Here is a 20,412-nt window from a genome sequence, read left to right as displayed (position 1 = left end):
CCTTTGGCGTCGAAGCCCCCGCCAGCAGGGGAGAGAGACAAGGGATCAGTCCCGCGTCGGGCTGTTCACGGATTCGGGCAGTTGCTGCGTGCCGCCGCCGCAGGCCTTGATGACCTCCGGCTCCATGCGCGCGCTCTCGTCCTCCTCCACCAGCTGCTCGGTGCCGCCGCCGCATGCCTTGGCGGCCGCCGCATTCGCCGCGGGCAGCTTCACCTTCGGGCGGTGCATCGTCTTCCACATGGCGTTGTGCGGCGCGCGCGCGGCCTCGGCGGTCAGCGTGCGGCTCTCGTCGAAGTGGAAGTCCACGTTCTTCTTCGACTGCGGCCCCCAGTAGCCGACCTTCCCGAGGTCGTAGAAGGTCCGCTGGAAGCCGGATTTCGCGAAGGCCCAGAGGCAGCCCAGCATGTATTTCCGCTTCACCTTGTCGCGGATCCACGGGTACCCCAGGAAGGTCTTGCGCAGGTAGAAGCGGCGGTAGTTGTTCATCGTGCGATCGAGCAGCGTGGCGCGGTCCATCGCCTCCGGCTTCATGATCGGCGTGACGAAGTTGTATTTCGAGAAGTCGAACACCTCGACCTTGTCGCCCAGCTCCTTGAAGAGGTCGTTGAACGGCCAGGGCGTGTACATCGCCCAGTTCGCCATGTCCGGATCCCAGTCGAGCGCCATGCGATAGGTCTCTTCCAGAGTCTCCGGCGTCTCGTTGTCGAGGCCTACGATGAACTGCGCCTCGGCCACGATGCCGTTCTGGCGCAGCAGCTGGATGGCCTTCTTGTTCTGCGCGACCGTCGTCTCCTTGTTGAACATGTCGAGCTTCAGCTGCGCTGCGGCTTCCGTCCCGAGCGAGACATGGATCAGGCCCGCCTTGCGGTACAGCGGCAGCAGCGCCTCGTCGCGCAGGATGTCGGTGACGCGGGTGTTGATGCCCCAGAGCACGGGCAGGTTGCGCTCCATCAACACCTCGCAGAACTCGACGAATTTCTTCTTGTGGATCGTCGGTTCCTCGTCGGCCAGGATGAAGAAGCCGACGCCGTGGTTGCGCACCAGGTCCTCGATCTCGTCCACCACCTTCTTCGGGTCGCGCACGCGGTAGTCGCGCCAGAATTTCCATTGCGAACAGAAGGAGCAGGTGAAGGGGCAGCCGCGCGCCAGGTTCGGGATCGCGACCTTCGTGTTCATCGGGATGTAGATGTATTTCGACCAGTCGAGGATTCCCCAGTCGGCGACGATGCGGTCCACGTCCTTGATCGGCGGGCAGGCGGGGGTGGCGACCACCTTGCCGTCCTCGGCATAGGCGATGCCCTTCACGCTCCCGCGCTCGGCCGGCCAGCGGCCTTCGTCCACGCAGCGCACCAGGTCGGTCAGCACCTGCTCGCCCTCGCCGCGCACGACGCAGTCGATCCAGGGCGCCTCGGCCAGGACCTGCGGATACATGAAGGTGCCGTGGATGCCGCCGAGCACCGTCACCGCGTTCGGGCAGGTCTCCTTCGCGAGCTTCAGCAGCGCCTCGGCCTCGTAGATCGCCGGCGTGATGGCGGTGGCGCCGATCACGTCGGGCTTCAGATCCAGCAGACGGTTGCGCACCTGGTCATGGCTCAGGTGGTTCGTCATCGCGTCGATGAAGGTGATGTCCGAGAAGCCCTCGGCCTTCAGGTAGCCGGAGAGATAGGCGACCCAGGCAGGCGGCCAGTTGCCGGCAATCTCGGCGCCGCCGGAATGGTAGTTGGGGTGGATCAGGACGATGCGCATCGGAACGCTCCCCCCGGCAACCGGCCGGAATGGGGCAGCCTCACCCGAAGCGGGCGTCCCTGACCTTGATGTGTGTCAAGTTGTCCTGACAGTCATGGCTGTCGCGTTGTCGAGACGGCCGAAGAGGTCCACCGCCCAGAGCAGACGGTCCCGGAACCCGCCGGCAGGCCACGGGGCGGCCTCCTCCGGCATCGCCTCGACGGCGCGGACCAGGAAGTCCGTCCCGGGCAGCGGCGGGGCGGCGATGTCGGCCGCGCGGGGCGCCGGCAGGCCGAGGCTGCGGGCCATCAGCCGCAGCTTGCGGTGGCGCGGCACCACGGCGCGGCGCGCGACGGAATCGAGCCCCTGCCGCTCCACCTGCCGGCCGATCTCGGCATAGATCAGGCGCGCCGCGCCGATCCCGGCGCGGCAATCGCGCGGCAGCAACGCGACACCCGACTCGGCGCGGCGATACAGCAGGTCCGCCTGGCGCAGCAGTCGCGCGACGACGCGGCCGAGCGCGGGCGAGAAGGCCGGCGCGGCCAGAAAGTCGCGCGGCTCGATCCCTTCCGCGCGCAGCCAGTCATGCGGCAAATAGAGCCGGCCGTTGCGCGCATCCTCACCCACGTCGCGCGCGATGTTGGTGTATTGCATCGCCACGCCGAGATCGCAGGCCCGCGCGAGGGCCGCCGGCGCGCGCACGCCCATCAGCAGCGTCATGATGGCACCGACCGCGGCGGCGACGCGGGCCGCATAGGCTTCCAGCGCGGGCTCGTCCGGGCATTGCCGGCCCTCGGCATCCCAGGCCAGGCCTTCCAACAGGGCCTCGGGCAGGGCGCGGGGGATCGCGAAGCGGGCGACCACTCGAGCGAAGGCGCGGTCAGCCGGATGGGCCGCGGGCTCCCCGGCATAGATGCCATCCAGCCGAGCGGTGAGTTCCTCCATCCCGGCGGCGCCGCCGCCTTCGTCGATCAGGTCGTCGGCGATCCGGCAGAAGGCGTAGAGCGCCGTCGCGGGCTCCGCGATGCGGCGCGGCAGCAGGCGCGCGGCCGCGGCAAAGGATTTCGAACCGCCGGCCAACAGGCCCCGGCAGGCGGCGAGATCCGCATGCACGGTCTCCGGCGCATCGAACGGCATCGGCATCGCCTCCGCGTCACCCTGTCCGACTGTAAGGCAACTCTGACACCGAGGGCGAGATGCTTGTTGCCTCGAACGCGCGGATCTCCGCCAGCAGCAGGTCCACTGCCTGCTGCGGCTGCTCCTCATGCGCCAGGTGGCCGAGGCCTTGGAGCTTCACGATCCGCGCCGCGGGCAGGCGTGCGCGCACCCGCTCCGCCTGGGCAGGCGGGACGGAGCGGTCGTTGGTGCCGACCGCCAGCACCAGCGCCGGCTGCAGCCGCGGCAGGTCGCGCAGCAGCGGCTGCAGGTCCCAGTTCGCCATCATGCCGAGTGCGGCGGCGACATGGCTGGTGTGGCGGAACAGCCGTGCATAGAGGTCCACGCCGCGGGCGGAGATGCGGCTGCCGGTGTCCATCAGAAGCCGCTCCGCCACCGCGCGGTTGGAGGCGCGCCAGGCCATCAGGTTGGGCACGAAGGGCAGACCGGCCAGCATGCGCGCGGCGCGGGTGAAGAAGGCCGCGTGCCGGTCGCCGAGCGGCTGCAGCGCGCCGTTGAAGGCCACGACGGCCTCGGGCGCGATCCGGCCGTCCAGCGCCAGGCGCAGCGCCACCGCGGCGCCAGCGGAGTGGCCCGCGACCAGCACCGGCCGCACCTGCATCGCCTGCAGCAGCGCGGCGACGGAGGCCGCCATGCCGGGCAGCGACAGGCGCTGCGCGGGCGGCAGGTCGGTGAAGCCGTGGCCCGGAAGGTCGGGCGCGATCACGCGGACATGCGGCGCGAGCAGTGGCAGCATGTCGCGCCAGGAATGCGTCGCGGCGGCAGTGCCATGCAGCAGCAGCAGGTCCGGGCCGTCCCCCGCCACCTGCACATGCCAGCGCAGCCCGGCGGCGGTGACGAAGCGGCTGTGCTCGCGGTTCGGCCAGTCTCGGCCGTCACGCTCCCAGTTGGGGCGGTCCACCATGGGTCACGCAGGCCTGGCGGCGGCGACGGCGCCGGAAAGCCGCGCGGAATCGGCGGCGGGCAGCGGCAGGTAGCGCGCGCCCATCGCCTCCGCCACGCGCTTCGCGAAGGGATGCGGGCGCGGCGCGGTGTCCACCAGCAGCGACGGGATGCCAGCCAGCCGGATCGGCGCCGCGGCGGCGAGCGCATCCGCTTCCGCCGCGGGCCTTCCCTGTGTGCCGTCGCGCGCGATGTTGGCGCGGCCGTCGGTCAGCAGGACGAGCAGCGGCGTGCGGCCGCGCCGCGTGGAGTCGGCGGCGATGGCGGCGGCGGCCTCCATGCCGGAGGCGAGCGGAGTCGGCCCGCCACCGGGCAGGCCGGCGAGGCTGCGCTTCGCGCGCACGAGCGAGGGCGTGGGCGGCAGCAGCACCTCCGCGCGCTGGCCACGGAAGGCGACCACCGCCACCTGGTCCCGCCGCACGTAGCAATCCGCCAGCAGCATCTCCACCGCGCCCTTCGCCTCCGCCAGACGATGCAACGCGGCGGAGCCGGATGCGTCCACGACGAAGATCGCCGTCGTGCCGGCCTTGTGACGGAAGCGGCGCAGGCGGATGTCCTCCTTCCGCACCTGGATCGGCGGGCCGTGCGGACGCTCGCGACGGCGGAGCGGCTGCCAGGGCGCGGCGTTGCGCAGCGTCTCCACCAGCGCGAGGCGCGCGCCGGAACGGAGCTGCCCCGCGCGGGTTCCGACGGGACGGCCGCGCTGCGCCTGGTCGCGCCGCGCGCCGGCCTTGCCCTCCGCGCCGTTGCGCTTGCGCGCGGCATCGCGCAGCTGCAGCGCCTCGAGCAGGCCGGCGGGCAGCGCGGCGCGGGCGGCGGCGACCAGCATCTCCTGCAGGTCGCGCTCATCGGGGCCGCGATCGGGCTGGTCCTCGTTCTGCGCGCTGGTGTCGGGCGGCGGCGGTTCGGGCGGGGGCTGCTCCGGCTGCTCCTCCTCATGTGCCGGCAGGCGCGTGGCGCGCGAAGCCAGGACGAGGCGCGCGGCGAGGTTGGCGTCGTCGCGGCTCACGGTGAGGCGGCCAGCCAGTGCCGCGGCAGCGCGTGCGGCGCGCAACGCGAAGAGCGGCGCGCGGGGATCGTCGATGCCGAGCGCTGCGGCGGCGGCGCAGAGGGCTTCCGCGACGTCGTCGTCAAGGGTGACGTGGGGCAGGAGGGCGCGGGCATCCTGCGTCGCTCTGTCACTCCCGGCTGAGGCAGGAGCGGACTCAGGCAGCGCGATATGGAAGGCGAGGCGCGCGCGCAGCGCGGCGGGCACGACTTCCTCGGGCGCGATGCCTTCGTCCAGCGCCACCAGTCCGAAGCGCGCGGGCAGCCGGTCCGACAGGCCGTCGCGCTGCATCACCACGGCGCCGGCATCCATCACGGCGCAGATGCGCGCCGCGGTCGCAGTCTCCATGCGCTCCGCCATCGCGGCGAGGACGATGCCGCCGTCTGCTTCCGCCAGGACGCCGCGCTCCGCGATCGGTCTGCCGGCCGCGAGGGTCGCAGAAAGATCAAGGCCGCCGAGCAGCCGGCTGTCCGGCACGCCGAGCGGCAGGCGGCGCCAGGGCGTGCCGAGCGGCAGGGCGGCGCGCATCGTGGCAAGCCAGGCGTCGCGCGCGGCTCCGGGCGGGCCGCGCAGCACCGCACCACCGAGGCCGACGGGATCCACGGCCAGCAGCAGCGCGGCCTGCACGATGTCGGCGGCTGTGTTGCCGCCTTCGCCCGTGCCGGGCGTGGTCACGCCGGGAGCACTTCGGCCAAGGCGCGCTCCACCCGCGTCGCGGCGACGGATTCGTCGAGCGGATCGCGCCGCAGCCGATGCCGCAGCGCGGGCGAGGCGATACGGCGCAGATGCGTCAGCGTGACCTCGCGATCACCGTCGAGCGCCGCGAGCGCGCGGGCGGCGCGCATCAGCGTGAGCTCGCCGCGCAGCCCGTCGGTGCCGAGGGCGAGGCAGAGGCGCGTCGCGGCTTCCAGCGTGGCCTCGGGCACCTTCACCTTCGGCAGCAGGCGCCGCGCGGCCAGAAGGCGCTTGCGCGTCGCCGCTTCTTCCTTCGCCCACCCCGCGCAGAAGCGCTTCGGATCACGGTCGAAGGAATCGCGCCGCTTCACGACCTCGATCCGCGTCGGCAGGTCCTGCGGCGTGCGCACCTCCACCGCCAGGCCGAAGCGGTCGGTGAGCTGCGGGCGCAGCTCGCCCTCCTCCGGGTTGCCGCTGCCGATCAGCACGAAGCGGGCGGGATGGCGGATGGAGATGCCCTCGCGCTCGACGACATTCTCGCCCGAGGCGGCGACATCGAGCAGGAGGTCCACCAGGTGGTCCTCCAGCAGGTTCACCTCGTCGATGTAGAGGAAGCCGCGATGCGCGCGGGCGAGCAGCCCTGGATCGAAGGCCTTCACGCCTTCGGCCAGCGCACGCTCGATATCCAGCGCGCCTGTCACGCGATCTTCCGTGGCGCCGAGCGGCAGGTCCACCACCGGCACGGGCACACTGACGGCGACGCGGCGCGGCGCCGCGCGGCAGGCTTCGCAGAGCTGCGCGGGGCGCGCGGGATCGCAGGCGAAGGGGCAGCTGGCCACCGCCTGCATGGGCGGCAGCAGTGCGGCCAGGGCGCGCACCGTGGTGGACTTGCCCGTGCCGCGGTCGCCGAAGACCAGCACGCCGCCGAGCGCGGGATCCACCGCGGCGATCAGCAGGGCGAGCTTCATCTCGTCCTGGCCGACGATGGCGGAGAAGGGAAACACCGGTCGCGCCGCGGGCTTCGCCGCCCTGCGCGACTGCATCGGACCTGCCGCGGCGCTGTCCTGGACTTCCGCGGCCCGCCCGGCTCCCCTCCCCTGGGAACCGGTGGCGTCCATCAGGCGGCCCGCCTCAGGCTGAATTGCGACCAAACCGCCTCCAGGCTCGCGACCAGGTGGTCCATGTCGGCGTCGCTGTGCACCGGGCCGGGCGTGATGCGCAGCCGCTCCGTGCCGCGCGGCACCGTCGGGTAGTTGATGGGCTGAACATAGACGCCGTAGTGGTCCAGCAGGATGTCGCTGATCGCCTTGCACTGCACGGGGTCATAGACCATCACCGGCACGATGTGGCTGGGATTGTCGAGATGCGGCACCTGGATCGCGTCCAGGCGGCGGCGCAGCGTCCGCGCGCGTTCCTGCAGCCCCTCGCGCTCCGCGCTGCTCTGCTTCAGGTGGTTGATCGCGGCGCGGGCGCCGGCCGCGACGGCGGGCGGCAGCGCGGTGGAGAAGATGAAGCCGGAGGCGAAGCTGCGCACGAAGTCACACATCGCCGTGCTGCCGGCGATGTAGCCGCCGATCACGCCGAAGGCCTTGGCGAGCGTGCCCTCGATGACAGTGACGCGGTGCGCCACGCCGTCCCGCTCCGTGATGCCGCCGCCGCGCGCACCATAGAGGCCGGTGGCATGCACCTCGTCGCAATAGGTCATGGCGCCGAACTCATCGGCCACGTCGCAGATCGCGGCGATCGGCGCGATGTCGCCATCCATGCTGTAGACCGATTCGAAGGCGACCAGCTTCGGGGCGTCGGGCGGAAGCTCGGCCAGCACGCGGCGCAGGTCGGCGACGTCGTTGTGGCGGAACAGCCGGCGCTCGGCACGGGAGTGGCGCATCCCTTCGATCATCGAGGCGTGGTTCATCTCGTCCGAGACGATGACGCAGCCGGGCATGCGGGAGGCGAGGGTGGAGAGCGTCGCCCAGTTCGACATGTAGCCGGAGTTGAACAACAGCGCCGATTCGGTGCCGTGCAGGTCGGCCAGGTCACGCTCCAGCAGGACATGCTCGTGGTTGGTGCCGGAGATGTTGCGCGTGCCGCCGGCGCCGGCGCCGTAACGGTCGAGCGCGGCATGCATCGCGGCGAGCACCTTCGGATGCTGGCCCATGCCGAGATAGTCGTTGGAGCACCATACCGTCACCTCGCGCGCACGGCCGGCATCATGGCGGATGGCACGCGGGAAGCTGCCCGCCTGGCGCTCGATATCGGCGAAGACGCGGTAGCGACCCTCCCGCCGGAGACCATCGAGCTGCGCGCGAAAGAAGCTTTCATAGTTCATCGTGGCCCCCAGTCACTGGATGACGCCGAGCGGAACTGTCCCTGGCGCGGCGGCGCAGCGCGACAGGAAGGCTGGCAGGCGCGCGGCGCGCCCGCGTTGATCGGGATCAAGCGCGGTTCGTTCATGCCGCGCCGGACGGTTCCTGCCGCCCCTCCCGCGTGCGCGACGCCAGGCCCCAGCGCCACAGCGCATCGGCCGGGATCGGCAGGACCATGAAGACATGCTCGAGCAGCCCGAGCACGACGAGCGAGGCGAGCAGCGTGAAGCCCACGGCCTCATGCCGCGTCGCGTCGGGCGAGACCGCCGCCAGGACGAGCATGGTGGCCGCGACGAGGCCCGCCACGACGGAGAAGGGAAACAGGAGGTTCATCCGGCGGCGCGCGAAGTAGCTCTCCAGATAGCGGAGGTGGTCCGGAAGGAAGGATTCGGAAAGATTCCGCACGCCGAGAAACAGGTTCAGCTTCGCGCTCTGCCGCATGGCCCAGAAGGCAAGGAAGGTCCAGGTGCCAATCTGGTTCGGTGCGCCCCAGGTCAAGGTCAGGATCGCCGCCGCCATCGCGACGATCGCCAGTTCGTGCCAGAGGATCACCGCGACCGCCGCCTTGAAGCGCGGCCAGCCGGAGAGGTCAGGCGGGATCGGCGTCCGCCGCGGCCCGGTCACCACGCCGGTCAGGAAGGCGATCTCGATCCAGGCCCAGCACAGCACGCCGCAGACGAAGCCGAGCCAGGCCGCGGCCACGCCGGTGTCCTGGGCCACGGCATGCAGCCCGAACAGGCCGGCGAGCAGCAGGGTCGTGGCGCCGAGCATGGTCCAGCGGAACGTCTCCCGCCGCAGCCCGTCCAGGTAGATGATCAAGCCGGTGCTCGACCACCAGAGCAGGAGGGTGAAGAGCGCGGGAAGCCCGTATTCGGCCATGTCGGCGCCCCTGCCCTACCAGGCCGGCGACAGGCGCGCGTCGTCCGGCAGCGCATGGCGCCGGGGACGCATCAGGTAGAGCCGCGCGAAGACCGCAGCCGCTGCGGCCGAGAGCGCGGCCTGCTTCGCCTTGCCGACAACGCCGCCCTGCGCCTTGGCGCGCCCCAACCCTTCGGCGATCGTGTTCAGGCGCTGCAGGTTGCGGAGGAAGGCGGGGTTGTCCACGTCCAGCGTGTCCGGGAAGACCTGGCGGCAGATTTCCTCCGTGATGCGGAAGACGCGCATGTCGTATTCGGTCGCGTCCATCCCCAGCGCCTTGTGGAATTCCGGCCTCGCATGATCGCGCACATACATGGTGGCGAAGACTGCAAGCTGGAAGAAGCGCGCCCAGTAGCGATTCACGCCTTTCACCAGATCCGGGTTGGCGCGCATCAGCAGGGCGAAGGCTTCGCCGTGGCGGAACTCGTCGTTGCACCACTTCTCGAACCACTTGAAGATCGGGTGGATGCGCAGCTCCGGGCGCCGCTCGAACTGGCGGAAGATGGTGATGTAGCGGGCGTAGCCGATCTTCTCCGACAGGTAGGTCGCGTAGAAGATGAACTTCGGCTGGAAGTAGTGGTACTTCTTCGCCTTCGTCAGGAAGCCGAGATCCACGCCGACCTTCATGTCCTTCAGCGTGTCGTTGATGAATCCGGCATGGCGGGATTCATCACGCGCCATCACGCCGAACAGATCCTTCATGTCCGGGTTCGTCACCCGCTTCTTGATCTCGGCATAGAGCACGCAGCCCGAGAATTCCGCGGTCACGCTGCTGACCAGGAACTCCAGGAACTCCTTCTGCAGCGGCACGGGCAGGCTCTCGATGTCGAACTCGTCGAACTCGGCCGTGCGGATGAAGTGGCCCCTGTTCGGATCGGCGTGGAACTCCGCCATCAGCTTGTCCCACTGCTCCCGCACCGGCTCGACGCTGATCGCGTCCATGGCGGCGAAGTCGGTGGTGTAAAAGCGCGGCGAGAGGACCGTCTCGGTCATCGCCATCTTCGTTGTCTCGGAAGAGGAGGACGGGCGACCCGCCGGCGTCATCGCGTTCATGCCGCGGCCTCCTTCGGCTCGAAGCCGCAGTGATAGAGCTCGGTGAGCTCGAACAGCGCCGACCAGCGGGTCCAGAACCGCTCCAGCGGGCCTGCCAGGTAGACGGTGGCGGTGGTGGCGAAGGCGAGCTTCTCGCCGAACTCGATGCGGTCGGGCGCGCCGTGCACCAGCACGCGGTCGCCCGGCCGCAGATCGATCCCTTCCGGGATGGCATTGGCGAAGAAGTAGTCCGCCGTCCGTTCTATCTCCACTGTGCAAGGCACCTCGACGGTCTTTCCGCCGAAGATCGCCCGGCCCACTCCCCAGTGGTCCGTCATGGCTTTACTCCCCGGTTGCCAAGAGTTTCAGGAATGCCTCCGCATTGGTCCTGCCGAAGGCGTGCAGCTCCATCGCATTGCCGTTCGCCGTATCAAGAAGCGTGATGCGGCCATCGGGCCAGGTGCTGAGCCGGAAGGGCAGGTCGGGCCCGAGCCCGGCGATCCGGCGCTGCCGCACCAGGCCGCGCATGGCGCCGCGCACGAAGCCCTCGCTGCCACCCGGCAGCACCTCGATCACGGCGCCGCTGCGTGCATCGCTGACCACCACGGCGCCGTCGTCGCGATCGGCGAAGCGCAGGTCGCGCGTGGCGACGGGCCTTTCGCCTGTCACCGCGGGGTTCACCGGCGCCCGGTGGCCGAGCGAGGCGAGCAGCAGCGTGCCGCCCACGACGGCCACGGCGGCCAGCAGCATGCCGCGGGGCAGGAAGGCCGGACGGGAGAGCGCCTGCGCCATGGCCTAGGCCATCGCCTCGGCCGGACGCTCGGCCGCCTGGTTCGCCTTGCGCCCGGCGATCGGCTGCACCGGCATCGCCGCCGCCGATGCCAGAGCCCGGCCCAGGATCTGCGCCACGCTGTCCGGCTGCGGCACGGCGCGCAGCATCGGCTGCGGCCGCATGACGCGGAAGGACCGGGTATGCGGCCAAAGCGCCAGCCAGGAGATCCGGTGCGGGGGCATCACCTGCAGCAGGATGTCGCCTGTGCCGTCCGCGTGCTGCGCCACGCCGGCGCTGCCGATCACCGCGAAGGGGATGTTGACCGTCATCGGCAGCGCGACGCCGGTGCGCACCACGATCCGCCGCGTTGTCACGGTGTAGATCGTGCTGTGCGCCGACAACCAGGCATAGCCCGCAAGAAGGGCGATCGGCACAATGCCCAGCAGCAGGATGAAGCCCATCCCCTGCGCGGCCTCGGCCAGGCCTGCGCCGTCCGCGGACTGCAGCGCCGCGCGCCAGATGGCCAGCACCGCGAAGTAGAGTGCGAGCGCGCGGAGGTGCATGGCGCGGCGGGCAATGCCCCGCCAGCTCGGACGGCCCTGCCAGAGGATCGCTTCGCCGTCCGGCAGCGGCCCGGGCAGGCCGGGCACCGGCTCGCTGTCGTGCTCGCTGAAGGTGGGGCGATGCGACGTGCTCATGCCAGCGGCTCTGCGCGCTCGGGCGTGGCGTAGAGCTCGCCGCCGCCGAAGTAGCCGCTGATGCGGTCCTCCTCGCGCAGCGTCACGCGCTCGGGGTGCGCCGTGGTCGGTGCCGCGGCGATCTGTGCGCAGGTCGCGGTGTCGCACTTCACCGGGCCGTCGCCCCACCAATGCACGAGGCCGATCGGGATCAGCACGCGCTTGCCGCTGCCGATGGCCTCGACCTCGACGTAGCGGAGCAGCACGTCGGACTTGTCGACCCAGAGATCCACCACCGTCCCGGCGATCTTGCCGTCCAGGCCGAAGACGGGCCGGCCGCGGATCTCAGGGTCTCCCTCCGCGATGTGCCAACCCGGCGCGGCGCGGAGCGGCACGATCTTCGGTTCCTGGGTGTCCCAGGTGATGTCGGGCGTGTCGGCGCGCAGCGAGTAGGAGGCGGCGCCGATGCCCGCCTGCATGGGATCCACGGTCGCCACCTGCGAGGCGCCCGGGAACGGGTCATAGGCGGTCATCAGCGGGTCCATGTCCCGCTCCTCCCGCGGGCCGGGAGCGAGGACGTCGTGATGGCCATGCGCCATGATGAAGCGCTTCGGCTCCGGCGTGGCCGGGAAGCCCTCGATCGGGGCGCGCAGCTCGCGGCCTTCCCGGTCGGAGATCAGCGGGTAGCCCTCGCGCTTGCCCTCGCGGTGCAGCCAGAGCACCAGCAGGAAGAAGAAGGCGTAGAAGATGTAGAGCGAGAGTGCTGCCAGGTCCTGGAAGACCGTTGTCGGCGCCTGCATGGTGGACCTCCGTTGAGCAGAGCGTTGAGCCGTCAGACGTGCGCGGACCCGGCCATGCCGGATCCTGATTGTGGTCGCGGTCGAGTGCGGGGCGCGCCCGTGCCGCGCACGAGCGGGCCGACCACGGCCAGGGTGAAGAAGAGAAGGCCGATCTCGAAGATGTAGACCGCGTAGTAGCCGGTGCCCGGACCGGACATCGCGTCGCCAAGCGCACCGGAGACGGCCAGCGCGCTGATCGCATCGCGCACCACGCCGCCAGCGCCGATCGCAAGGCCGGCGGCGGTCGCCTGCACCGCGCCCCAGACCCCGAGCGCGAGCCCGATCTGGTTCGGCGGGGCCAGGCGCATGCAGGCCGTCAACGTCGCATGGGCGAACAGTCCGCCGCCGAGCCCGATGCAGAGCGAGCCGAGCGCGAAGAGCCCGCGCGACTCGACCACGCCCGCCAACGTGACGAAGGCAAAGGCCGCCGCGCCCGTCAGCGCGCCATAGGCGGCGAGCCGATGCGCATCCGCCCCGCGCGAGAGCCAGCGCGCGCCCATCACGAAGCCGACCGCGCTGCCACCTGCAAGCAGCGCCGTCAGGCCCGTGGTGGCGCCGACGCCGAGCCCGAGGATCTGCCCGCCGTAAGGCTCGAGCAGCACGTCCTGCATCGCGAAGCCTGCGAAACCGAGCCCGGAGGCCAGCAGGCGCCGGTCCCAGGGCCCGCTGGCGCGCAGCATCCGGAAGCTTTCGAGGAAACCGGGATCGCCCTGCTGCGCGCCCTGCGTGCGTTCCGGGTTGCGCGCTTCCTGCTTCCAGATCGCGACGAGGTTCAGGATCAGCGTCGCTCCGGCGCAGCCCTGGATCACCTGGATCAGACGCAGCTGGCTGAAATCCGCGAGCAGCAGGCCGAACAGCAGCGCCGAGATCACCATGCCGACCAGCAGCATCAGCGACAGCAGCGCCACGATGTTCGGTTGCTCCTTCTCCGGCACCAGGTCGGTGGCCAGCGCCAGGCCTACCGTCTGCACCGTGTGCATCCCGGCGCCGACCATGAGGAAGGCGATAGCCGCAGCCAACTGGCCCGCCCAGGGCGGCGCCCAGGTGTCGCCCGAGAGCACGATCAGCGCGAAGGGCATCATGGCCAGCCCGCCGAACTGCCAGGTCGTACCGATCCAGATATAGGGCACGCGCCGCCATCCCAGCACGGATCGGTGGGTGTCCGACTTGAACCCAATGAGCGCGCGCAGCGGCGCGAAGACCAGCGGCAGGGCTAGCATGGTCGCGACCAGCCCCGCGGCCACCTGAAGCTCCACGATCATCACGCGGTTCAAGGTGCCGATCAGCAGCACAGCCGTCATGCCGCAGGAGATCTGGAACAGCGAAAGGCGCAGCAGCTTCGGCCAGGACAGCTCCTTGGAGGTGACATCCGCGAAGGGCAGCAGCTCGCTGCCGACCTTCGTCCAGATGTTCGCGATCTTGGCCTCGAAGCGGTTCATCGGCGGCACAGCTCCAAGGCATGGGAGGTGTAGAAGCCGGAGGCGATGCGACGGTGGCGGCCCGGGGCGAAACCGGCCAATGCAGTGTCCTGCGCGATCAGCCGGCGCAGGCGCGCCTCGCCGACCGGCACGATGGAGGGCGCGCGGTCGCCGCGCGGAAAGAAGCGGCCCGCCGCATGCATCGCAGAGAGCAGCGCCGTGCGGGGCGCGAAGGTGAAGGCGATCGAGCCGGTGGTTCGCGCCGCCAGGCCGGCCAGCACACGCACCGTGTCCTCGGGCCGATAGTGGATCAGGCTGTCCATCGCGACGACATGGTCGAAGAGGCCGAGCGCCGGGTCGGTCATGTCGCCGGCCAGGAAGTCGATACGGCCGGGTTCCCGCAGTTCCGCGCTGCGCTGGCGCGCGATTTCGATCAGGCCGGGGGCGATGTCGACCGCAACCACATGCGCGCCGCGCCGCGCGGCTTCCATCGCCAGCGCGCCGGTGCCGCACCCGGCATCAAGCACCCGCCGCCCCGTCAGGTCCGGCGGCAGCCAGGAGAGCAGCGTCGCGCGCATCGCATCGCGGCCGGCACGCACAGTGGCGCGGATGCCGGACACCGGCGCGTCCGAGGTCAGGCGCTCCCAGGCGCGAAGTGCCGTCCGGTCGAAGTATTCGTGCAGCTCGCCGCGGCGCGTCTCGTAGGTGAGGGTCGGCATCAGTCGAAACCCAGCAGGTCGAAGATCTCGCGGTCCTTCAGCGGCGCGGCCTCGAGCGGCGTGACGCCGGCGAGGAGCGAGGCGGCGAGCCGCAGATACTCGTCCTGCGCGGCCTTCACGTCCGGATTGGAGTCGTCCATCTGGAACAGGCTCTTCTTCGCAAGCCGCGAGCGGCGGATCACGTCGAGATCGGGGAAATGCGCCAGCGTCTTCATGCCGGACACCGCGTTGAACTTCTCGATCTGGTCGGTCTCGCGCGAGCGGTTGGCGATGACGCCGCCGAGCCGCACGCCGTAATTCACCGACTTCGCCTTGATGGCCGCGACGATGCGGTTCATCGCGAAGATGCTGTCGAAGTCGTTGGCGGCGACGATCAGGCCGCGATCGGCATGCAGCAGCGGCGCAGCGAAGCCGCCGCAGACCACGTCGCCAAGGACGTCGAAGATGACGATGTCCGTCTCCTCGAGCAGGTGATGCTCCTTCAGCAGCTTCACCGTCTGGCCCACCACATAGCCGCCGCAGCCGGTTCCGGCCGGCGGCCCGCCCGCCTCGATGCAGAGCACGCCGTTGTAGCCTTCGAAGACGAAGTCCTCGGCGCGCAGCTCCTCGGCATGGAAGCCGACGGAATCCAGCACGTCGATCACCGTCGGGATCATCTTCCCGGTCAGGGTGAAGGTGCTGTCGTGCTTCGGGTCGCAGCCGATCTGCAGCACGCGCTTGCCGAGCTTGCTGAATGCGACCGAGAGGTTGGAACTGGTGGTGGACTTGCCGATGCCGCCCTTGCCGTAGATCGCGAAGACGGTCGCGCCCTCGATCTTCGCGGCCGGGTCTGCGTGAACCTGCACCGAGCCCTCGCCGTCGCCGAGGCGGGAGGAGGATGAGTTCGGCGGCGGTCTCATGATCACGGTCATGCAGCCATCTCCACGGCAATCCCCTCCAGCCGGTCCTCGAGTTCCTCGCCGGCGCGGCGCAGCGCCTCGATCGTGTCCTCGCTCGGCTGCCAGTAGCTGCGCTCATGCGCCTCGATCAGGCGGTTCGCGATGCGCACCGAGGCGGTCGGGTTCAGCTTCGCCAGCCGCGCCCGCATCTCGGGGTCGAGCATGTAGGTCTGCGCGAGCTGCTGATAGATCCAGGGCGCGACCTGACCGGTGGTCGCCGACCAGCCCATGGTGTTCGTCACCTGCGCCTCGATCTGGCGGACGCCTTCGTAGCCGTGCGCGAGCAGCGCCTCGAACCACTTCGGATTGAGAGCGCGGGTGCGGGTCTCCAGCGCCACCTGCTCCGCCACGGTGCGGATCGTGCCCTCGCCGCGCGTCTGGTCCCCGACATAGACGGTCGCCTCCGCGCCATTGCGCGCACGGCGGACGGCGCGGCTGATGCCGCCGAGCGTGTCGAAATACTGGTCGATCGTGGTCAGGCCGACCTCGACGCTGTCGAGGTTCTGATAGGTTACCTCGACGCTGCCAAGCAGATGGCCCAGCACCTGGTCCTGCCGCGCCGGCTTGCCGTCCACGCCATAGGCGAAGCCCTTGCGGCGGACATAGGTCTCGGCGAGTTCGTCCTCGTCGGTCCAGACACCGGCGTCGATCATGCCGTTGACGTTCGCGCCATAGGCGCCCTCGGCATTGCCGAAGACCCGCAGCGCGGCCTGCTCGATCTCGCCGCCATGCTGCGCCTGGAAGTCGAGCGCGTGCTTGCGGATGTAGTTCTGTTCGGCCGGCTCATCGGCCTGGGCGGCGAGCAGCGCCGCCTCGGCCAGCAGCTTCGTCTGCAGCGGCAGCAGGTCGCGGAAGATGCCGGAAAGCGTCACCATCACGTCGATGCGCGGGCGGCCAAGCTTCTCCATCGGGATCAGCTTCGCGCCGGAGACGCGGCCGTAGCTGTCATGCCGGGGCTCTGCGCCCATCAGCCACAGCGCCTGGGCGATCGGGCCGCCCTCGGTCTTCAGGTTGTCGGTGCCCCAGAGCACGATCGCGACCGTCTCCGGCAGCGGCTTTCCGCCTTCGGTGTGGCGCGCGAGCAGGCGGTCGGCCTGGCGTGCGCCATCCTGCACGGCGAAGGCCGAGGGAATCTTGAAGGGATCGAAGCCGTGCAGGTTGCGCCCCGTCGGCAGCACGGCCGTGCTGCGCAGCAGGTCGCCACCCGGCGCGGGGCGGATATAGCCGCCATCCAGCGCGTGCAGGATCGCCGGCAGTTCGGGGTCGGTCGCCAGCAGCGACTCCAGCCGCGCGCGCTCGGCGGCGTCGGTGACGCCCGCGGCGTCGAGCGTCTGCGCACGCTGCTCCGGCGTCAGCACGCCGCCGATCACGTGCAGCCCGTGCGGGATCAGCGTGTATTCCAGTTCCAGCAGCGCTTCCGTCAGCGCGACGACGCGGCCATCCAGTTCGCCCGCCGTCCAGGCAGGCTCGGCGGGCGCGAGATCCACCGCGGCGGCCTGCACCTGCACAAGCTCGGCCAGCGTATCGCGCGCCGCCGGGTCGCATTCCGGGTCGAGGCCGCGCCAACGGTCGAGCGAAGCCTTCAGGTCGAGCAGGCCGCGATAGAGGCCGGCATTCGCCACGGGCGGCGTCAGGTAGGAGATCAGGGCCGCACCCGCGCGCCGCTTCGCCAGCATCCCCTCGGAAGGGTTGTTGGAGGCATAGAGGTAGAAATTTGGCAGCTCGCCGATCAGCCGGTCCGGCCAGCACTCGGCAGAAAGGCCTGCCTGCTTGCCCGGCATGAACTCCAGCGCACCATGGGTGCCGAAATGCAGCACGGCATGGGCGCCGAAATCCTCGCGGATCCAGCGATAGAAGGCGCTGAAGGCGTGGGTCGGCGCGAAGCCGCGCTCGAACAGCAGGCGCATCGGGTCGCCCTCCCAGCCGAAGCCGGGCTGGATGCCGACGAAGACATTGCCGAATTGCGCGCCCAGCACGTGGATGCTCGCCCCATCGGATTGCGCGCGGCCGGGCGACGGACCCCACTGCTTCTCGATCTCGGCCAGGTGGCGCTCGCGCCGCACATGGTCGTCGGCGCCGATCCGCGCGGCGACATTGGCGATCGCGCCGAACTGCGCGGCGTTGCCGTGCAGCACGCGCTCGCGCAGCGCCTCCAGGCTCGGCGGCACCTCCACGCCATAGCCCGCATCGGCCATCGCGCGCAGCGTGTTGTGCAGCGATTCGAAGACGCCGAGGTAGGCCGCGGTGCCGATATTCCCGGCATTCGGCGGGAAGCTGAACAGCACCATCGCCACCTTGCGCTCGCGGCGCTCGGCGCGGCGCAGCGCGACCAGGCGCGCGACCCGATCCGCCAGGCGATCCGCCCGCTCGGGATGGGCGCGCATGTCGCGCTGGCAGGAAACGCCGTCGCAGCCCGGGCAGGTCTTGCCCTGCGCATCGGCACCGCAGCGCCCGCCATAGGTCATCGGCCAGATGCCGCCATCGAGCTCGGGGATGGCGACCATCATCGTCGCCTCCACCGGCAGCAGGCCGCGCGGATCGGCCTGCCATTGGCGCATCGTCTGGAATTCCAGGGGATGCGCGGCGACATAGGGCACGTCGAGCCGCGCGAGCAGTTCCTCCGCGGCGTGGCTGTCGTTGTAGGCCGGTCCGCCAACCAGCGAGAAGCCGGTGAGCGAGACCACGGCGTCCACCGTCGGAACGCCATCCTTCATGAAGAAGCGCTCGACGGCGGGACGGTTGTCGAGGCCGGAGGCGAAGGCGGGGATCACTCGCAGGCCGCGTGCTTCCAGCGCGGCGATCACGCCGTCGTAATGCGCGGCGTTTCCCGCAAGGACGTAGCTGCGCATGATGAGCAGGCCCACGGTGCCGGTGGCGCCGGCCATAGCCGGCAGCTGCTCGAGCCTCTCCGCCACGCGCACGGCGCCTGCGGGGTGATAAAGGCCGACCTCGGGGTAGTGCTCCGGCGGGGCCACCTTCAGCGTGCCGGCCAGCGCCTTCCGGGGACCCGTCGCGTAGCGGTTCACGAGAAGGCGGACCATGTTGGCGAGGTTCGCGCGACTGCCCGCAAGCCAATACTGCAGGGCCAGGAAGTAGGCCCTGACATCCTGCGCCGTGCCCGGGATGAAGCGCAGCAGCCGCGGCAGCTCGCGCAGCATCCGCATCTGTCCCTGGCCCGAAGAGCCGCCGCCCTTCTTCGCCCCACGCAGCTTCTTGAGCAGCCCCATCACGCCCGTGGCCTCGGCGCCCATGTCGAACCGCCCGAGTCGCGTGAGCTTCATCACTTCGCCGGCCGAGAGCATGCACACCATCGCGTCGCAGGCGTTGCGGCGCGCGGCGAGGGCCGGCAGCACCGCCGCGATATGCTCCTCGAGAAACAGCATCGCCGCGATCACGATGTCCGCCTGTGCGATGTCCTCGTGGCAGGCGACCAGAGCCCCCGGGTCGCCGGACCAGCGGTCCGCCGCATGCACGACCAGCTGCAGCCCCGGCATCTCGCGCGCCAGGTCGCCGCGCGCCTGCAGCATCGCGCCCGCGAGGTGGCTGTCCATCGTGACGATCGCCACGCGGACCACCGGGACCTCAGCGCGCGAAATGGGCTTTGGCATCGTACAGCGTCTCGAGCGTGATCACGCCGATGCCGCGTTCCGCGGCGAAGCGCTCGGTGTTCCGGCGGGCCTTTCCCCGCACGAAGAACGGGATCTTCTTCAGCTCCTGCTCGGCTTCCGCGCCCCAGCTGATAGGGTCGCCCGCGACGGCGTGGGGAGTCACCGCCGCGGGCGCGGGCACGGACGGCGCGGCGGGCGCCCTCCCGTTGCCCAGCTCGGCCGGCCCGGACGCCTTCGCACCGAGATGCGAAGGGGCCGCGCCGTCATGGAATTCGAAGTCGTCGCGGAACATCGTCAGCAGATGCTCCTCGAGGCCCATCATCAGGGGATGCACCCAGGTGTCGAACAGGACGTTCGCACCCTCGATGCCCATCTGCGGCGAGTGCCGCGCCGGGAAATCCTGCACATGCACCGGCGCCGAGATCACCGCGCAGGGGATGCCGAGCCGCTTGGCGACATGGCGCTCCATCTGCGTGCCGAGCACGAGCTCCGGCTGCGCGGCGGCGATTGCCGCCTCCACATCCAGGTAGTCGTCTGTGACCAACGCCTCGATGCCGTGGGCCTTCGCTGCTTCCCGCACTTCGCGGCCGAATTCGCGGCTGTAGGTACCGAGGCCGACCACCTCGAAGGCCAGCTCCTTGGCGGCGACCTGGGCGGCGGCGATGGCATGCGTCGCATCACCGAAGATGAAGACGCGCTTGCCGGTCAGATAGGTGCTGTCCACCGAGCGCGAGTACCAGGGCATGCGAAGCGCCACGTCGTCCGAGGGTGCCGGAAGGCCGGCCAGCGCCGCCACTTCCGCGCAGAAGCGGCGCGTCGCGCCGACGCCGATCGGCACCGTCGTCGTGCAGGGCTGGCCGAAGCTGCGCTTGAGCCAGGAGGCGGCCTGGCCCGCGATCTCGGGATACAGCACCACGTTGAAATCGGCCTCGCCGAGCCGCGCGAGATCCGCGGGCGTGGCACCGAGCGGCGCCACGACGCAGACTTCGACGCCCATCGCTTCCAGCAGGCGCCGCACTTCGGCGATGTCGTCGCGGTGGCGGAACCCGAGCGCGGTCGGTCCGAGGATGTTGCAGCGCCGGCCGGGCAAGCGCTTCGTCCCGGGCGGCGGCGCATGCGGGCCGGCCATGGCGCGGACGAGCTGGTAGAAGGTCTCGGCCGCGCCCCAGTTCTCCTTCCGCTGGTAGGAAGGCAGCTCCAGGGGCACGACCGGGATGGGCAGGCCGAGCGTCTTCGCAAGGCCGCCGGGATCGTCCTGGATCAGTTCCGCCGTGCAGGAGGCGCCGACCAGCATGGCCTGCGGCCTGAAACGCTCATAGGCGTCGCGCACCGCGGTCTTGAACAGCTCCGCCGTGTCGCCGCCGAGGTCGCGCGCCTGGAAGGTGGTGTAGGTGACGGGCGGGCGCGCAGCGCGCCGCTCGATCATCGTGAAGAGCAGGTCGGCATAGGTGTCGCCCTGCGGCGCGTGCAGCACGTAGTGCACGTCGCGCATCGCGGTGGCGATGCGCATTGCGCCGACATGGGGCGGACCTTCATAGGTCCAGACGGCGAGCTGCATG

The 20,412-nt window shown here is 70.5% G+C and carries 17 protein-coding genes; all 17 read right to left on the bottom strand.

Features of this window, described 5'->3' with window-relative positions:
- Window positions 1-45: 45 nt before the first annotated feature.
- A complete protein-coding gene (gene bchE, locus DFH01_RS07250; protein WP_109869654.1) occupies window positions 46-1,746 on the bottom strand; it encodes a magnesium-protoporphyrin IX monomethyl ester anaerobic oxidative cyclase in 1,701 nt (566 codons plus the stop codon).
- A gap of 75 nt (window positions 1,747-1,821) precedes the next feature.
- On the bottom strand, window positions 1,822-2,862 hold the full coding sequence (locus DFH01_RS07245) for a phytoene/squalene synthase family protein (RefSeq protein ID WP_109869976.1): 1,041 nt from the start codon (window positions 2,860-2,862) through the stop codon (window positions 1,822-1,824).
- Window positions 2,863-2,878: 16 nt separating this feature from the next.
- Window positions 2,879-3,805 (bottom strand): alpha/beta fold hydrolase BchO, encoded by a 927-nt coding sequence (gene bchO, locus DFH01_RS07240; protein ID WP_109869653.1) that lies wholly within the window; start codon window positions 3,803-3,805, stop codon window positions 2,879-2,881.
- Window positions 3,806-3,808: 3 nt separating this feature from the next.
- On the bottom strand, window positions 3,809-5,566 hold the full coding sequence (locus tag DFH01_RS07235; protein ID WP_109869652.1) for a magnesium chelatase subunit D: 1,758 nt from the start codon (window positions 5,564-5,566) through the stop codon (window positions 3,809-3,811).
- A complete protein-coding gene (gene bchI, locus DFH01_RS07230; protein WP_109869651.1) occupies window positions 5,563-6,609 on the bottom strand; it encodes a magnesium chelatase ATPase subunit I in 1,047 nt (348 codons plus the stop codon). Before bchI ends, DFH01_RS07235 begins: the two co-directional genes overlap by 4 nt.
- 74 nt (window positions 6,610-6,683) lie before the next feature.
- Window positions 6,684-7,895 (bottom strand): 5-aminolevulinate synthase, encoded by a 1,212-nt coding sequence (gene hemA, locus DFH01_RS07225; RefSeq protein ID WP_109869650.1) that lies wholly within the window; start codon window positions 7,893-7,895, stop codon window positions 6,684-6,686.
- A gap of 121 nt (window positions 7,896-8,016) precedes the next feature.
- A complete protein-coding gene (gene puhE / locus DFH01_RS07220) occupies window positions 8,017-8,811 on the bottom strand; it encodes a putative photosynthetic complex assembly protein PuhE (RefSeq protein ID WP_109869649.1) in 795 nt (264 codons plus the stop codon).
- Window positions 8,812-8,826: 15 nt separating this feature from the next.
- Complete coding sequence (acsF, locus tag DFH01_RS07215; protein WP_109869648.1) at window positions 8,827-9,903, bottom strand: magnesium-protoporphyrin IX monomethyl ester (oxidative) cyclase; 1,077 nt, start codon at window positions 9,901-9,903, stop codon at window positions 8,827-8,829.
- On the bottom strand, window positions 9,900-10,220 hold the full coding sequence (locus DFH01_RS07210; protein ID WP_109869647.1) for an O2-dependent cyclase accessory protein: 321 nt from the start codon (window positions 10,218-10,220) through the stop codon (window positions 9,900-9,902). The genes acsF and DFH01_RS07210 overlap by 4 nt, the downstream gene beginning before the upstream one ends.
- A gap of 4 nt (window positions 10,221-10,224) precedes the next feature.
- The gene (gene puhC, locus DFH01_RS07205) at window positions 10,225-10,674 is read right to left on the bottom strand and encodes a photosynthetic complex assembly protein PuhC (RefSeq protein WP_109869646.1); all 450 of its coding nucleotides are present in this window, start codon (window positions 10,672-10,674) and stop codon (window positions 10,225-10,227) included.
- A gap of 3 nt (window positions 10,675-10,677) precedes the next feature.
- Entirely contained in the window at window positions 10,678-11,352 is a 675-nt protein-coding gene (gene puhB, locus DFH01_RS07200; protein WP_109869645.1) for a photosynthetic complex putative assembly protein PuhB, read from the bottom strand.
- The gene (puhA, locus tag DFH01_RS07195; RefSeq protein WP_109869644.1) at window positions 11,349-12,131 is read right to left on the bottom strand and encodes a photosynthetic reaction center subunit H; all 783 of its coding nucleotides are present in this window, start codon (window positions 12,129-12,131) and stop codon (window positions 11,349-11,351) included. The genes puhB and puhA overlap by 4 nt, the downstream gene beginning before the upstream one ends.
- A gap of 32 nt (window positions 12,132-12,163) precedes the next feature.
- Window positions 12,164-13,609 carry a PucC family protein gene (locus DFH01_RS07190; RefSeq protein WP_109869643.1) on the bottom strand — a complete coding sequence of 482 codons (1,446 nt, stop codon included), beginning with the start codon at window positions 13,607-13,609 and terminating at the stop codon, window positions 12,164-12,166.
- The gene (bchM, locus tag DFH01_RS07185) at window positions 13,606-14,307 is read right to left on the bottom strand and encodes a magnesium protoporphyrin IX methyltransferase (protein WP_109869642.1); all 702 of its coding nucleotides are present in this window, start codon (window positions 14,305-14,307) and stop codon (window positions 13,606-13,608) included. The genes DFH01_RS07190 and bchM overlap by 4 nt, the downstream gene beginning before the upstream one ends.
- Window positions 14,307-15,206, bottom strand: a complete 900-nt coding sequence (gene bchL, locus DFH01_RS07180) for a ferredoxin:protochlorophyllide reductase (ATP-dependent) iron-sulfur ATP-binding protein (RefSeq protein WP_199231145.1) — start codon at window positions 15,204-15,206, stop codon at window positions 14,307-14,309. The genes bchM and bchL overlap by 1 nt, the downstream gene beginning before the upstream one ends.
- Before the next feature lie 8 nt (window positions 15,207-15,214).
- The gene (locus tag DFH01_RS07175) at window positions 15,215-18,853 is read right to left on the bottom strand and encodes a magnesium chelatase subunit H (RefSeq protein ID WP_109869640.1); all 3,639 of its coding nucleotides are present in this window, start codon (window positions 18,851-18,853) and stop codon (window positions 15,215-15,217) included.
- Window positions 18,828-20,411: a ferredoxin:protochlorophyllide reductase (ATP-dependent) subunit B gene (bchB, locus tag DFH01_RS07170; protein WP_109869639.1), complete on the bottom strand. Its 1,584-nt coding sequence runs from the start codon at window positions 20,409-20,411 to the stop codon at window positions 18,828-18,830. The genes DFH01_RS07175 and bchB overlap by 26 nt, the downstream gene beginning before the upstream one ends.
- Between the last annotated feature and the right edge of the window lies 1 nt (window position 20,412).

Source organism: Falsiroseomonas bella, assembly GCF_003173615.1.
In the GTDB taxonomy this organism is placed as follows: Bacteria; Pseudomonadota; Alphaproteobacteria; order Acetobacterales; family Acetobacteraceae; genus Falsiroseomonas; species Falsiroseomonas bella.
Note: the sequence above shows the minus strand (reverse complement) of the source record. Positions and strands in the feature narration are given on the sequence as shown.

Excerpts from the sequence above, each read along its gene's own strand:
- bchE (WP_109869654.1), bottom strand. The coding sequence starts at position 1,746 with ATGCGCATCGTCCTGATCCACCCCAACTACCATTCCGGCGGCGCCGAG.
- DFH01_RS07245 (WP_109869976.1), bottom strand. The coding sequence starts at position 2,862 with ATGCCGTTCGATGCGCCGGAGACCGTGCATGCGGATCTCGCCGCCTGC.
- bchO (WP_109869653.1), bottom strand. The coding sequence starts at position 3,805 with ATGGTGGACCGCCCCAACTGGGAGCGTGACGGCCGAGACTGGCCGAAC.
- bchI (WP_109869651.1), bottom strand. The coding sequence starts at position 6,609 with ATGCAGTCGCGCAGGGCGGCGAAGCCCGCGGCGCGACCGGTGTTTCCC.
- hemA (WP_109869650.1), bottom strand. The coding sequence starts at position 7,895 with ATGAACTATGAAAGCTTCTTTCGCGCGCAGCTCGATGGTCTCCGGCGG.
- puhE (WP_109869649.1), bottom strand. The coding sequence starts at position 8,811 with ATGGCCGAATACGGGCTTCCCGCGCTCTTCACCCTCCTGCTCTGGTGG.
- acsF (WP_109869648.1), bottom strand. The coding sequence starts at position 9,903 with ATGAACGCGATGACGCCGGCGGGTCGCCCGTCCTCCTCTTCCGAGACA.
- DFH01_RS07210 (WP_109869647.1), bottom strand. The coding sequence starts at position 10,220 with ATGACGGACCACTGGGGAGTGGGCCGGGCGATCTTCGGCGGAAAGACC.
- puhC (WP_109869646.1), bottom strand. The coding sequence starts at position 10,674 with ATGGCGCAGGCGCTCTCCCGTCCGGCCTTCCTGCCCCGCGGCATGCTG.
- puhB (WP_109869645.1), bottom strand. The coding sequence starts at position 11,352 with ATGAGCACGTCGCATCGCCCCACCTTCAGCGAGCACGACAGCGAGCCG.
- puhA (WP_109869644.1), bottom strand. The coding sequence starts at position 12,131 with ATGCAGGCGCCGACAACGGTCTTCCAGGACCTGGCAGCACTCTCGCTC.
- DFH01_RS07190 (WP_109869643.1), bottom strand. The coding sequence starts at position 13,609 with ATGAACCGCTTCGAGGCCAAGATCGCGAACATCTGGACGAAGGTCGGC.
- bchM (WP_109869642.1), bottom strand. The coding sequence starts at position 14,307 with ATGCCGACCCTCACCTACGAGACGCGCCGCGGCGAGCTGCACGAATAC.
- bchL (WP_199231145.1), bottom strand. The coding sequence starts at position 15,206 with ATGAGACCGCCGCCGAACTCATCCTCCTCCCGCCTCGGCGACGGCGAG.
- DFH01_RS07175 (WP_109869640.1), bottom strand. The coding sequence starts at position 18,853 with ATGCCAAAGCCCATTTCGCGCGCTGAGGTCCCGGTGGTCCGCGTGGCG.
- bchB (WP_109869639.1), bottom strand. The coding sequence starts at position 20,411 with ATGCAGCTCGCCGTCTGGACCTATGAAGGTCCGCCCCATGTCGGCGCA.